Source organism: Streptomyces sp. CA-106110 (assembly GCF_050936285.1).
GTDB lineage: Bacteria > Actinomycetota > Actinomycetes > Streptomycetales > Streptomycetaceae > Streptomyces.
The window spans coordinates 11,082,342-11,094,749 of the sequence record NZ_JBNJNB010000001.1 but is presented as its reverse complement, the minus strand read 5'-3'; the positions used below and the strand labels follow the sequence as shown (position 1 = coordinate 11,094,749).

Below are 12,408 nucleotides of genomic sequence, written 5' to 3'. Positions count from 1 at the left end.
ACGCATCAGTCAGATGACTGGCAGTAGCATCTGTCGCGTCCGGCTCAGGACGGTGGCCCGGTCGTCCAACGCGGTCACCGCGTTCCAGCAACTGCCGCGCCATCTCGCGGCCGAAGCCGCTGCTGACCCCCGTGATGGACCAAGTGTGTAAAGACATACGTGCGGCCTCCTATCAACCATCCAACTGGCTGGTTTCATCCAGGCCACAGGTGTCCCGCTTACCAACCAATCAGTTGGATTTTCGGTCGCGAGGCCGCGGTGATCGCACCACGTGCGTGGGCGGTGAAAGTGTCGGCAAGCGCCAGGACCTCCGCGTTTGCGCTGCGGGGCGACCAGCAGAAGACAAGGGCGTAGGCGAGAGGTCACCCGCTGGGACGGCTGTGAGATCCGGCGGCAGACGGTCCGCCACAGCCGAGCGGGCCACCGTGATGAGGCGGCCGAGCGCGACCAGATCGATGATCTCGTCGAGGCCCGCCTCCGGGCAGTGGCCCTGGTAGCTGGGCAGCTCCTGGAAATCGGCCGGTGACCGCGGGCCGGCGGCCCAGGGGGTGTTCCCTGCGCAGGAATGCGACTGGGTACTCCTCCCCCGCCTCGACGCCTTTCAGCCCCGTCAGATCATCGCTGGCGGGAACTGGTCCCGGCCGGAGTGGACACGGTGCTGGACACGGTCGGCAACCGCATCCGAGCGACCATGGCCACGGCGGCCCGGGACGACGCGCGCACCGCGTCCGTGGCGGACGTCGGTCATCCGGGCGTCACTCCGGTGTTCTGCCGCCTGAACGGTGAGGATCTGCGCGCCGTCGCGGAGTTGGCCGACGCAGCCCTGCTCATGGTGCGGGTAGGTGCCACGCATCCGCTGGAGCGCACCGCCAACGCCCAGCGGGCGCTGACGGCAGGGGCACCGACGGCAAGATCGTCGTGACGATCGAGCCCTGATCACCCGACGAGCTGCGTGGTGCCCGGCAGCCGTCTATCGGTCGGCCGCCGGGCACCGCGCGACGTGGACGACCTGGGCTCCGTGGCGCTGCCGGGTCCCGGGCCTTTCTCAAACCAGACGTTTGTCTTTTAAGCTGGCGCCATGGGTTACGACTCTTCCGCCACGCGTGCGCGTCTGATCGAGGCCGCGTACGCCGAGTTCGTGGCGTACGGCCTCGCCGGAGCCCGTGTCGAACGGATCGCCAAGAACGCACCGGCCAACAAACAGGCCATCTACGCGTACTTCGGCTCCAAGCACGATCTCTTCGACGCCGTCCTCGACAGCCGCCTGCGCGTCCTCGCCGACGTCGTGCCCTTCACCCCCGACGATCTCCCCACCTACACCGCCGCCCTCTTCGACGCCTTCATCGCCGATCCCGACCTCATCCGCCTCACGCAGTGGAAGGCCCTCGAAAAGCCCGAAGCCTCCGCCACGGAACTCGAGGCCCATCTCTCCAAGGCCCAGGCCGTCGCGGACGCGCACGGCGCGGACCTGGAGGCCGGCATGGACGCGCTGATGATCGCCTTGGCCGCCGCACAGGCCTGGCTCGCCACCCCGCCGACCATCCGGAACCCGGGCAAGGACGACGAGGCGGCGCGGCTGAAACGGCACCGTGCTGCGGTGATCGCCGCGGTCGAGGCGATGACGGACCGATTGCTGCCGTCCGGCAAGTGACGTAGTCAGCGCAGCAGGGCAGACCCTGCACCTCCCACAGTCCGGCAGGCCGAGATCGTCAGGGCCTTCAAGCAGGCGTGGGAAGCGTCTCTGATTGGCTTAGCGAGCCTGAGCGTTGCTCAGCCCTGGGAGCCAATCGCCTTCGTGCCCTGGTACTGAACGACAGGAGCCGCCAGCCCGCGTGGCACGTCCCTCCGGACGCTGGTCGACCGGGCCGCAAGACCCGACCGAAGAGGGTGCCCGACGTCGCCTGGGCGCCGGGCGTGCGCGTAGCACTCTGCCACACGTTCACTACGCTTCGCCAATCCAACTGGTGAGCCTAGGACATCGACGCCCTCGTCGGCCTCCTCGACCCCGACGCCACCGCGACCGCCGATGGCGGCCGCCTCGCCAGCGCGGTGCTCCACCCGATCGAAGGGAGCGAGGAAATCGCTCGCGCCAGGGTCGAAATCGCCGCCCGAGTGCCCCACCTGACGCACCTGGAGCGCACGGTGAACGGCCAGCCCGGCCTGGTGGCCCAGCATGACGGCGTCACGGTCACGGTGTATGCGTTCGACATCGCAGACGACCCGGATCAAGCACATCTGGGCGGTACGCAACCCCGAAAAGCTCCGGCTGGTCCCCGAGTGAGCGGGCTGCGCCCTACCGAAGGAGTGGCGGATCTCCGGTCAGGCCCACTGCAGTACCACCCGAATGGCGTTCACCGTCGCCGCTGTTCATGCCGTCCAGACTGCACGGCGCTCAGGGTGAAGCTCAGAATGAACAGGCACCGACGGCCGGAAGGTGCACGCCGAGCGGCGCGGTCAGCTCGCCTCATCGATGACGTCGTGGAGGTACTGCATCGCGAGGCTTTCGGCGTGCCGATGGCGTTCGATTGCCGCGCCTGTGTCGTCGCGCCACCGCCGGTACAGCTCGACGCTGGCGAGGAGCGCCTGACCGGCGCCGTGCTGGTCATAGCCGCACACCGTCCTCTGAAGGTCGCGCGCCTCATCCGGTGCGATCGACTCGAGGTGGCGCACGCCACGCGGGATTGCACCCACCCGGCGAACCGCCAGGGGGCCCAGCACGGCCTCGCGCAGGTAGGAGAGGAAGCCGATGACCTCGAACAGTTCACCGCGGCCGAGTTTCGTCGCACTGTAATGCACCCAGACCCAGAACCGGTCCTCGATCCACTGAAGGTCGAGCGACGCCGGTACTGGGGGATGCTCCGCGAGCGAGTCGGCCAGGCCACCGTCCCGGTCCCACAGGATGTCCGGGTCCTCAACGCGCTCGGCGAAGTCACAGGCGCGCACGAACTTGAAGTCGACATGGAGAAGGGGCGGCCCGACGAGCGTGATGATCAGGCGGGGTTCACCGACATGCTCCCCGGTGAAACCGGCCACCAGGGCGGCCCATGACTCGATCAGCTTGCGACGCTCCTTCATGACGGAGTCGAACGCCTCGTCGTCGATGACCACGATCAGGTCGACATCGGAGTAGATGTCGGGGTTTCCGCCCGCGATCGACCCCGACACAGCAACACCCGTCACCCTCGGATCCTGCTGGATCCGAGGAAGTACGTCGCTGAGGAACCGGCTGTGCAGGGAGGGCTCATCCATGGCATTCCTTCCGGTCGGAACAAAGTCTCGCAACGTACCACCCCACTAGGCCCGATCTACACGAAATAACGGCGCGGCAAGGCGTGGCGAAGAAGGAGCCCGGCGCCCGCGCACGGCCGAAGTTCCACAACTGCACCGCAGCGCCGGGCAGCAGCGCATGGCCCGACGCAAAGCCACTCACGCGGCTGGCAGGGACATGTACTGGTCCTGTCCGCCCGTAGAGGTGAGGTGACGGGCAGTGCGGATGCTGGCCCGGACGGCGCGTCACGTCACCACAGGCGTACCCCCCGCGGCACTATGCGCTGGGGCCCCGGAGGCCGACTGCATCATGCCGCCAGAACGGCTCCGCATAGACGAGCGTCCCCGTCATCCACGGCTCGTACTGTGGGAGCCTGAGAGCCTGGAAGGCACCGTCGGGAATGCGCAAGGATGGTTTTCGGAAGCCCTGGTCACCGCCGGGAGTAAATCCGAAGCGTGAGTAATAGCCCGGATCGCCCTCCAGGAAGACGAGGGGGACGGATCGCTCGGCGAGGATCTTCAGTCCGTGCCGGACCAGGGCCGAGCCGATACCGCGCTTGTGGTGCTCAGGCATGACGGCCAACGGGCTGAGCACCTGCACCCCAACCAGACGTCGAGGGGCATCGAGCAGACTGCGGGTGAACATGACATGCCCGACGATCCGTCCGTCGCTCTCGGCGACCAGCGAAAGACCGTCCGCGGGCGTGATGATCTGCCGCAGCGCATCGACCAGGTCGGCCACGACAAGGCCGTGGTCCCCGAACGCCCGCAGGTGAATGTCCCGTACAGGCTCACTGTCGCCAGGACGCTCTTCGCGAAGCTCCATGCCGGAAGGGTAGGGACACCACCCGGTCACTCGCACACGGTTTTGGAGCCGAGGCAGCGCGGTCAGTGGACGCCCAGCTGCCCACCGGGCCAACCGCACCACCGACGCAACGACAACCAGGGAGTCGGCCGAACTCTTCCTGCCCATCGGCCTGGCGTCTCGCAGAAGGTACGGTCCCGGGTGCCGACACCCTTCGCGAGGTAATTCCCTGCGCCGCACGGCGTCGCCGCCTACCATGCGAGCCATGACCTGGCGACATTGATCCCGCAGCCGAGCCTCCCGAGGACCGCCTCGGAACGCCCTACCTCCGGCGTCCGAACTGTCCCTGCGGGAAGGCCTCATGACACATACACCTGCACGTACAACCGCCACCGGAATCAGGCGGCTGACGGCGACGCTGTACTCCTACGCATTCCTCAACGACTTCATCCTGCTCTACCCGGTGTACGCGCTGCTGTTCAGCGACGCCGGCCTGCCGCTGTGGCAGATCTCCTCCCTCTTCGCCCTCTGGTCACTCACCGGCGTACTCCTCGAAGTGCCCTTCGGCGCCTTGGCTGACGCCGTCTCCCGCCGACTCGCGCTCTGGCTCGGCCCGCTCCTCACGGCCACCGGCTTCACCCTGTGGGTGCTCATCCCCTCGTACGGGGCCTTCGCAGCCGGCTTCGTCCTCTGGGGCGCCGGCGGAGCCCTCAGCTCCGGTGCGCTGGAGGCACTCGTCTACGATGAACTGGAACGGCTTGGCGCCGCCGGCCGGTACGCCCACGTCATGGGCCACGCCCGCGCGGCCGGCCTGGTGGCCGTGGTCGCCGCCATGGCGCTCGCCGGCCCCGTCCTCACCCTGGGCGGCTATTCCGCCGTCGGCGCGGCAAGCGTACTGGCCTGCCTGCTCGCGGCGGCGGCAGCGACCCGGTTACCCGAACAGCCACCACCGGCCGCCCGCAGCGGCAGCTGGGCCACGACCCTGCGGGCCGGGCTCGCCGAAGCCCGTGCCGACCGGTCCGTGCGCACAGCCCTGCTGCTCGTCCCGGCCGTCGGCGCCGTATGGGGCGCACTCGACGAATACACCCCGCTGTTGGTCCAAGGCACTGGCGTAGCCGAGCACACCGTGCCCTACCTGCTCCTCATGATCTGGGCCACCACCACGACCGGCAGCCTGCTGGCCGGAGCATGCTCACGCCTGAGCCAGAACGGCCTCGCCGTGCTGCTCGCCGGCGCGGCGCTCGCACTGGCCGCAGGCGCCGCACTGCGCACACCGGCCGGCCTCCTCCTCGTGGCCCTCGCCTTCGCCGGCTTCCAACTGGCCACCGTGCTCGCCGACGCCCGGCTCCAGGACCGCATCGACGACCAGCGCCGAGCCACCCTCACCTCCCTCGCAAGCCTCGGCACCGACGTAACGACCGTGGTGGTGTATGCCGCGTACACAGCCGTCACCTCCGCAACCTCCCACCATGCCGCCTTCGCTTGGGCCGCACTCCCCTACCTTGTGACCGCGCTGCTGATCACAGGCGGCAGACGAACCCCAACGAAGTGATCGCCAAGGCCAGCGCCTCAGCCAGCAGACGGGTACATCCGAGCACCGCTCCAGCCCAGCCAACACCGCACCACGCCACCCGTTGTCCCCAGAGCCCGGCACTCCTACGCAGCGGGCACACGCAAGGCCGACCGCAAGGGCCGCCCCGCACGGCAGAGGGCCGAGCCCTGCGCTCGGCTCCTTCGTCGTCCGGCACAACGGGACGAGCGGTGCTACACCTTCAACTATCGTGAGAACGTGACCGACGGGCTCCGGACCATCCGCACGGGCGAACGCGTCCGCTTCCATGTCAGCGTCGAGAGCTCCGACGGAGTGGAGTTCGTCAGTCGCCTCGACCAGCCCCACCCCGCCGAGTTCTACCGGTGACCGCCCCCGGGGTTCCGCTGCTGGAGACCGTCACGGGGGCGCGCCAAGCGCTGACCGTCGTCCTGCCCGTGCGGCTGCTGCACCTGCCCGAGTGGCCCGAAGGTCCTTTCCCTTTCGAGCTTGGCAGCCGCCGCACCGACACCCATACGCGGTCCACCTACTTCGCACCGGCCTCCGCTCGCGCGCTCTACAGGGCGCCCGGACGGCCGCGTCGCAGGCACCTGCCCCTGGACGTCAAGCATGACGGGATGCACCTGCTTGGCATGGAGCTTCTGCGCGTGGCCACCGCCCGCAACCCCGAACACGCCCTCGCCGTAATGCACTTCAGCGTGGAAAGACCACTGCTGCCCGCACTGCGGGCCCTGGGCGGGACGGCGGCTCGATCCCGCGGACGAACTCCTCGGTGGGCCCTTCGATCCGGCCGGGCTGCTGGCCGGCATCGCCGACGCCCGCGACCACGAGGCGCCCTTCGCCATAGCCCGGCCCTACAGCATCGTCTTCATGACTCCGAGTCACCAGCACACTCCCGCCCTGCGCACCGGCCCCGAAATGGCACTGCCCGTCACTGCGGATCGCTGGCTGTGGCAACTGGCCTCACGCTCCACACCCGAGGACTTCCCTCTTCCTCCGGAAACGGCCGACGAACAGCTCAAGGACACGGTGAGGATCTCGGCGGACTGGAGCGCCCTGGTGCTGCGACAAGGGACCGCCTTCCTGGGTCACCGACCCGACACCGGCACGGGCGACTTCTTCGAGTTCGGGGCGCTGCACTCCCGTACGGTCTATCTCGACGCCCTGCTCCTCGGCTCGCTCCAACGCGATCACATCAACGAGCTCACCGACGAACTCTCCGAGGTTTTCAACTCCCCACGGATCGCACGGCGAGTCGCCACGCTGGAGAGGAACATCGCTGTCTTCCGCAGCACCTACTGGCGACAACACCTCACCGCGCATGGCGCCGCCAACGATCTGCTGCTCGCCTTCCAACAACAGCATCGGCTGCCCGCCCGCTTCAACGAGATCCTCGCCGAAGCAGCTGATTACAGCAGGCTGGTACAGACGCAGGAAAGCCAGCAGATCAGCGGCGCCCTGGGCATCCTCACCATTCTCGGACTGCCCCTCGGCACCGCGCTGAGCATCCTCCAAGTCCTCGGCGACGGCTCCGTGACACACCTGCTCATCGCCCTCGCACTGTCCATCGCCGCCGCAGCGGCAGCCCTCACCACGCCCTATGGACGCCTCGTCCTGTCATCCCTGCGCGGCGGAAGCGACAAGACCTGACAACAGAGCGTGCCCTCTGGGCCAACCACCCGGCGCCAACGCGGCGCGCCCGTGTCTCCGTCAGAATGTGTGAAACTCCTCGAAGGGCGGCTCGAACGACGGGTCAGGCAAGCGAAAGGCCGTGCAGCGAGTCACTGGTTCGGCCTGAGGATCGGCGGAAACCGTCGTCGGAGCTTCGCCGGGGAAGGCGTCGGGAAGCACCGTCCATCCCAGGTTCCTTTCGAAGTAGCGCACGGCAGTTCGCACAGACGGGGCCCAGGCGTCATCGACGATGATCAGCCCGCCGGGCCGAACGACCTTGCGCAGGAAGTAGAGATCGACGAAAACCTCATGGAACCGGTGACTGCCGTCCACGAACGCCGCATCCGCGGCGAGACCTTCCGTGAGGAGTTGCGGAAGCCCGATCGACGAAGGAACGAGCATGAGCGAGGCGATCGAGTCCAGCCCCGCGGAGCCCATCACGTCCCAGCCGGCATTCGACCAGTCACGTTCCTGAAACGGGTCGATGATGACGTGCCGAGCACGCGGTGGGTTCACCGTCACCAGCGCCTCACCGATCGCGAGCGCGGAACTGGCATAGGCGAGACCGATCTCGACGACCGTCTGCGCACCCTCGGAGATCAGTAGGTCACGCAACTGGTCGCATTCGCGTTCGGGCACCGTGATCGTCTCGAAGTCCGCCTCGCCAGCTCGCGTTCGTGGCGGCCCCTCCTGCGCGAGCCTACGGCGTACTTCGCGGACCCGCTTCCTGCGCTCATCCGTTTCCATCGTGTTGACCACGCATCCACGCTACGAGCACTTCGGTCGAAGGGGGAGGAACCGACACGGGCTTCCCGGTGACGGGTTCCTCTGGCAGTGGCCGCCCCCGTTCTGGGAACCGTTCCCCAGTGCACTTCGAGGTCGTCCGGCTTCGGTGACGTCGGGCGCGACAACAGCAGTAACCGGCGCGGCAGCCTCACGCCGCTCCACACATCACCCCGACCTCCCCGGCCGCGCCTTCGTAGCCCCGCCAAGGACGCGTGTCGTTGAGCAGTCGAGGTCACCGCGCCGCAGGTGACAGCAAGGGCCACCGTGCCTCGCCTCCCCCACCGCCCTGCTCTGCCCCAGCCAGATCGGCTCTACGATCACCCAGAGCACGCGAAGCGCAGCTGAAGGGGAGCAGCATGATTTCCGAGCCGGAGATGGCAGGAGAGATCGGCGCGGTTGAGACGCCCGAGATAGTCAGCGACCTCGACCGGAGACCTACCGGCCCACGTGGGTCGCGAAGCCCGTGGCTGTGGGCACTGGGGGGAATGGTGGCAGCATCGGCCCTCTGGGCGGCAGCGGTGTTCCACTTCGGGCTGGGCAGTCCGAGGCCGGACGCACGGGGGTACCACCTCGACCACGACCCTTGCCCGTCCGTGCAGCTGGCGTCGATCGAGTCAGCCATCGCACCGAGAGACTCCGCCGGCCTGACCGATTCGGGACTCCTCAAGGATCCCGCCCTTGACCAGGTCCAGTGCTTCGTCTCTCTTCAGCCCGAAACCAATGCCAAGCAGTCCAAGCCAGGCTGGTTCCTCTACTACACCGTCGGCATCACGGTGGAACAGCACAAGAAGGCTGATCCCAGGGCCGAGTTCGAGGCGCGGCGGCGGGTGACCGATCTCGGGGTCGTTCCGGAGGACAGTGTCAAGGTCGTCACGCACCTCGGCGACAAGGCCTACTTGGTCACCCGGTCTCTCGGTGACACCGAGTTGCGGGTCGTGGACGGCGGAACGGTCCTCTCCCTCAGTCTCTCCGCCGTTCCCCACTACGAAGGCGACGGCACGGGCGACCAGATCGGTGTCGGACCGGACACCCCTGATCTGTCCTCGTACCAGCCGGCCATGATCAACGACATGCGTGACCTCATGGCCAGCCTCAAGCGATAAGGGCTCCCAACAGAAACTGTCGGCCCGCTTGCTTCTTGATCTTGTCGTGGGGAGGAGGGAGTCACGGCGTGATCGTCTCGGACGAGCTGCAGTCGCTCATTGAGCCGTTGTCACCGTTCTTAGCGTTGTTGGCCGGTGTTGGCCAACTCGCCGAAATCCGGACATGAGGTGGTCCGGTGACCTCGCGAACGGTCTTCGAGGTCGGGGAACAGCGTGAGCTGGTCACCTTGGCGCAGTCGGGTCTTGTCGCCTCCGTTTGGCGTGCCCGCTGTCCTGGGTGGGCTCACGGTCCCACGCGTCCTCGGGACGTGCACGGTCTGGCCGGTAGCTCTCCGCTGTCCGATCCTCTGGTCGGGAGCGGTCACACCTGGCCGTCGCCGTGCTCGGTGCCCGAGTGCGCGTCGTCCAATCGTCACGCTGGCGCCGTGATGCCGCGTGACGGTGATCTTCTGGTGCTGCTGCTGGAGTGGATGCTGCCAGTGCTGGCCGCCCCAGATCGAGGTGTAGGCGGGATCCACTGCGATCACCACAAGGCCCTGGTGGAAGGCCATGCCCCGGAGTCGTTCACGAAAGCGTGCGGTGGGGATACCGGCCACGGTGCGGCGGAACGTCTTCCCGCGTCCGCCTCGGCCCATGGTCTCCCGGCCCACAGCGCGGGCGTCGTCGAAGCCTGGGTTCTCCACCGCGATCCCGGCGCAGCCGTGCTCCTTGGCGATGCGGATCAGCTCGGTGACCGCGGTGCGGAGCCTTCCGTCCCGTGTCGAGGCGGGGCCGGACATCTCCAGGGGCACGGTGATGGGGTCTCCGATGGGGTTGCCGTGCGGGTCGAGCAGGTAGGCAGCCAGGTGATCGGCGTTCAGGTCGATACCGAGCAGGCGTTCGCCGGATGCCTGGATCTCCTTTGGCGTCGGCAGCACGACAGGATCGCAGGCCCACGAGGCATCCAGGTACCAGCGGTCACGCTCGGGGTCGTACACGATGTCGTAGCGGACGGCCCGGTTGGCCATCGCCCGGTCCAGCCATTCCTCACGGCGGTGCGAGAAGGCCACGGTGCAGGCCAGGTTGTACCGGCCCCGGGGGGCGTTGGCCAGCTGCCGCAGCGGCTCGGGCAGCACGATCGACACCTGGCCCTTCTCCGGGTGGACGCTGATGGTGTAGTTCCCGAAAGGGGCGCCGGATTCTCCATCGGCGGTGAGGAACAGCCGCTTAGCCACCCACCGCAGCCGCCACTCCTCGACGGTAAGCTCGGCCTTCTCCAGGTTGTGTCGCAGCTTCGCCAGACGGCGGCCACCCACCACGATCGACGGGCGCCCGGATTCGATACGGGCCTCCACGACCGCGAGCCGGGCGGTGAGGATCTGCAAGCGGCGCTGCTTCTCGTAGCGCTCTGCCTGGTTGGCGTAGCCCCGCGTCGTGCCCGCGTGCTTGCCGCAGGGCGCGGCAAGGCGGCGGGAGATCGTGCGGATAGCGCGGCGCAGGCAAGCGCGCTCATCGAACAGGACGCGCATCCTGAGCTGGTACTGGTCCTGCGAGGCGCGGGTCATCGCCCCCGCCCAGCGGGACGAGGACACAGCGGTGAGGTTCTTCTTCCGGGCAGCGCGCTGGTTGTCCTTCGCCTTCACCCTGCCGACCGATACGCGCTCGGCGAGGTCGGCCCGCTGGTGGTGCCCGAGATGCTCACCGACGAGCCACAGAACCTCGGCCTCTTCGGTGGTGACGCACAGCCGGTCCCGGATACGGGCGCCGGTCGGTGCGGCGATGGTGAAGGGGGCCGCGAGCGTGCGCAGCTCGCGCTTCTTCTTACGACGTCGCGGCATGCTCGCGGCCCTCCCTGCGGTGTCTTGTCGGGGATCGGTGTCAGTTGTCTACGGGATAGGCGTCGAGATAGCGGACACCCTGCTCGGGCGGGATCGGTTCTCCACTCTCGTGGTCGACGCAGTGAGCCTCGAAGGTCTCTTCCTCGGTGAACGGGTGGAATGTGCCGTCCACCAGATACCAGCAGCGCAGCTCCTTGACGGCGATCTTCGTCCCGTTCGGAGCCGTGTGCGAGATCGCGTGAGTGAAGGTGCGAACGGTGATGCCCAGTTCGTCTCCGTCGTGGACCATGCGGTGCAGTCCGGCAACAACCATAGGGTTTTCGATCTCGACGGAGCCGTCCTTGCCGATGGTGACACCGGTGCTCCAGCCATTGCTGAAGGTCACCAGGTGATTCCCTGTGCCGGCGGGAGCGACCAGGTTGTTGATGGTGGCCTGGACGGGGCTGCCAGGTTGGATGGCGAGCGCGGCAGCAGCAAGATCCCGTGCCTTGGTGAGCGAGGCGATCTGCTCGTCGCTGGGGAATTCGTGCCGCCAGCCGGTGAACGATCCGACCGCGTTGTGGCCGATCACGGTAACCATGCCCGCGCTGCCGGGCGGCTCGTAATGGCAGGCACCACGTCCGCAGTACAGGCCCTCCCAATCCTTCCGGCGACGCGCTGTTGCCGGCTTGACCTCGATCGAGAATCCGCAGCCGGGGCAGGCGATTGCAACCTTCCCGGCCTGATTCTTGGCCTTGGCACTGGATCGCTTCTGCTTCTCCAGCAGGAACCAGCCTGGTGGTTCCTCATGCCACCGCGCTATGTCCTCCCGGGCAGGAAACTGCTTTCCCTTCCGCTTGAGTAGCCGCCGAGTAACCCACTCGCAGTCGCCGCCGAGTGCCTTGCGGATCTCCTCGATCGTTGCGCGGCCCTGATGCAAGAAAGCCTCCTTCATCAACTCGCAACCCGCCATCCAAACAGTACACATGGCCAACCCGGACCAAATCGCCTTTCTCAACAGTCGACTTGACCGCCCTCGTCAGCGCACGGGCCTTCGCTGACCTGGAGCCACGAAGAACGGTACCGGCCGACACTGACAGTGCCCGTCATGCGACGTGTGCGCGCTGCAACACCACGAACCAGTACATGCTCCTGCACATCCGAAAACGAACAGTTCCCCACCCCTTGGCCCAACGTCGCTTGATTTAGGCAGCTGATGCCATCTGTCGAGGCGGAGGCGACGTCTCGTCATATGTGGTGATCTGCGGGATGGCTGGGCTGTTCGGTGGTGCGGGGCGTTGGTCTTGGGGGAAGAGCTGGAGCTCGATGGTGTGGGTGACGTGGGTGGTGGCCGGTTCGTCGGGTCGCAGGCTGCGGTAGCCGGTGCCGCTGCGCTTGGTGGCGCGGGGTGCGGCGCGTCCGGGGCGGGGC

General features: G+C 67.5%; 11 protein-coding genes and 1 pseudogene. 7 read left to right on the top strand and 5 right to left on the bottom strand.

Annotated elements, in window-relative coordinates; all coding sequences use genetic code 11:
• Nucleotides 1–565 precede the first annotated feature (565 nt).
• From ACQEXA_RS51165 to ACQEXA_RS51155, 3 genes and pseudogenes are all read left to right on the top strand, one after another.
• A complete protein-coding gene (locus ACQEXA_RS51165) occupies nt 566–922 on the top strand; it encodes a zinc-binding dehydrogenase (RefSeq protein ID WP_432922932.1) in 357 nt (118 codons plus the stop codon).
• A 156-nt stretch (nt 923–1,078) separates the two neighbouring features.
• On the top strand, nt 1,079–1,651 hold the full coding sequence (locus tag ACQEXA_RS51160; protein WP_432922935.1) for a TetR family transcriptional regulator: 573 nt from the start codon (nt 1,079–1,081) through the stop codon (nt 1,649–1,651).
• 323 nt (nt 1,652–1,974) lie between these two features.
• Nucleotides 1,975–2,281 (top strand): annotated as a pseudogene (locus tag ACQEXA_RS51155) (RNA polymerase subunit sigma-24); the annotation flags it as partial.
• 173 nt (nt 2,282–2,454) lie between these two features.
• Here ACQEXA_RS51155 and ACQEXA_RS51150 read toward each other — a convergent pair.
• Nucleotides 2,455–3,249, bottom strand: coding sequence for a nucleotidyltransferase domain-containing protein (locus tag ACQEXA_RS51150; protein ID WP_432922938.1), 795 nt, complete (start codon nt 3,247–3,249; stop codon nt 2,455–2,457).
• A 295-nt stretch (nt 3,250–3,544) separates the two neighbouring features.
• Entirely contained in the window at nt 3,545–4,093 is a 549-nt protein-coding gene (locus ACQEXA_RS51145) for a GNAT family N-acetyltransferase (RefSeq protein ID WP_432922941.1), read from the bottom strand.
• A gap of 340 nt (nt 4,094–4,433) precedes the next feature.
• On the opposite strand from ACQEXA_RS51145, the gene ACQEXA_RS51140 reads away from it, so the two are divergent.
• From ACQEXA_RS51140 to ACQEXA_RS51130, 3 genes are all read left to right on the top strand, one after another.
• Nucleotides 4,434–5,624 carry an MFS transporter gene (locus ACQEXA_RS51140; protein WP_433133442.1) on the top strand — a complete coding sequence of 397 codons (1,191 nt, stop codon included), beginning with the start codon at nt 4,434–4,436 and terminating at the stop codon, nt 5,622–5,624.
• Between the two features lie 237 nt (nt 5,625–5,861).
• Complete coding sequence (locus ACQEXA_RS51135) at nt 5,862–5,990, top strand: hypothetical protein (RefSeq protein ID WP_432922946.1); 129 nt, start codon at nt 5,862–5,864, stop codon at nt 5,988–5,990.
• A 501-nt stretch (nt 5,991–6,491) separates the two neighbouring features.
• Entirely contained in the window at nt 6,492–7,271 is a 780-nt protein-coding gene (locus ACQEXA_RS51130) for a hypothetical protein (RefSeq protein ID WP_432922949.1), read from the top strand.
• Nucleotides 7,272–7,331: 60 nt separating this feature from the next.
• Here the strand turns inward: ACQEXA_RS51130 and ACQEXA_RS51125 are convergent, their stop codons facing one another.
• Nucleotides 7,332–8,051 (bottom strand): class I SAM-dependent methyltransferase, encoded by a 720-nt coding sequence (locus ACQEXA_RS51125; protein ID WP_432922952.1) that lies wholly within the window; start codon nt 8,049–8,051, stop codon nt 7,332–7,334.
• Nucleotides 8,052–8,563: 512 nt separating this feature from the next.
• On the opposite strand from ACQEXA_RS51125, the gene ACQEXA_RS51120 reads away from it, so the two are divergent.
• Complete coding sequence (locus ACQEXA_RS51120; protein ID WP_432922955.1) at nt 8,564–9,181, top strand: hypothetical protein; 618 nt, start codon at nt 8,564–8,566, stop codon at nt 9,179–9,181.
• A gap of 119 nt (nt 9,182–9,300) precedes the next feature.
• Here ACQEXA_RS51120 and ACQEXA_RS51115 read toward each other — a convergent pair whose 3' ends face one another.
• Together ACQEXA_RS51115 and ACQEXA_RS51110 are read right to left on the bottom strand one after the other, a co-directional pair.
• Nucleotides 9,301–10,998, bottom strand: coding sequence for a hypothetical protein (locus tag ACQEXA_RS51115; RefSeq protein WP_433133440.1), 1,698 nt, complete (start codon nt 10,996–10,998; stop codon nt 9,301–9,303).
• Nucleotides 10,999–11,038: 40 nt separating this feature from the next.
• Nucleotides 11,039–11,917 carry a hypothetical protein gene (locus tag ACQEXA_RS51110; RefSeq protein ID WP_432922964.1) on the bottom strand — a complete coding sequence of 293 codons (879 nt, stop codon included), beginning with the start codon at nt 11,915–11,917 and terminating at the stop codon, nt 11,039–11,041.
• Nucleotides 11,918–12,408 lie beyond the last annotated feature (491 nt).

Excerpts from the sequence above, each read along its gene's own strand:
- ACQEXA_RS51165 (WP_432922932.1), top strand. The coding sequence starts at position 566 with ATGCGACTGGGTACTCCTCCCCCGCCTCGACGCCTTTCAGCCCCGTCA.
- ACQEXA_RS51160 (WP_432922935.1), top strand. The coding sequence starts at position 1,079 with ATGGGTTACGACTCTTCCGCCACGCGTGCGCGTCTGATCGAGGCCGCG.
- ACQEXA_RS51150 (WP_432922938.1), bottom strand. The coding sequence starts at position 3,249 with ATGGATGAGCCCTCCCTGCACAGCCGGTTCCTCAGCGACGTACTTCCT.
- ACQEXA_RS51145 (WP_432922941.1), bottom strand. The coding sequence starts at position 4,093 with ATGGAGCTTCGCGAAGAGCGTCCTGGCGACAGTGAGCCTGTACGGGAC.
- ACQEXA_RS51140 (WP_433133442.1), top strand. The coding sequence starts at position 4,434 with ATGACACATACACCTGCACGTACAACCGCCACCGGAATCAGGCGGCTG.
- ACQEXA_RS51130 (WP_432922949.1), top strand. The coding sequence starts at position 6,492 with ATGACTCCGAGTCACCAGCACACTCCCGCCCTGCGCACCGGCCCCGAA.
- ACQEXA_RS51120 (WP_432922955.1), top strand. The coding sequence starts at position 8,564 with ATGGTGGCAGCATCGGCCCTCTGGGCGGCAGCGGTGTTCCACTTCGGG.
- ACQEXA_RS51115 (WP_433133440.1), bottom strand. The coding sequence starts at position 10,998 with ATGCCGCGACGTCGTAAGAAGAAGCGCGAGCTGCGCACGCTCGCGGCC.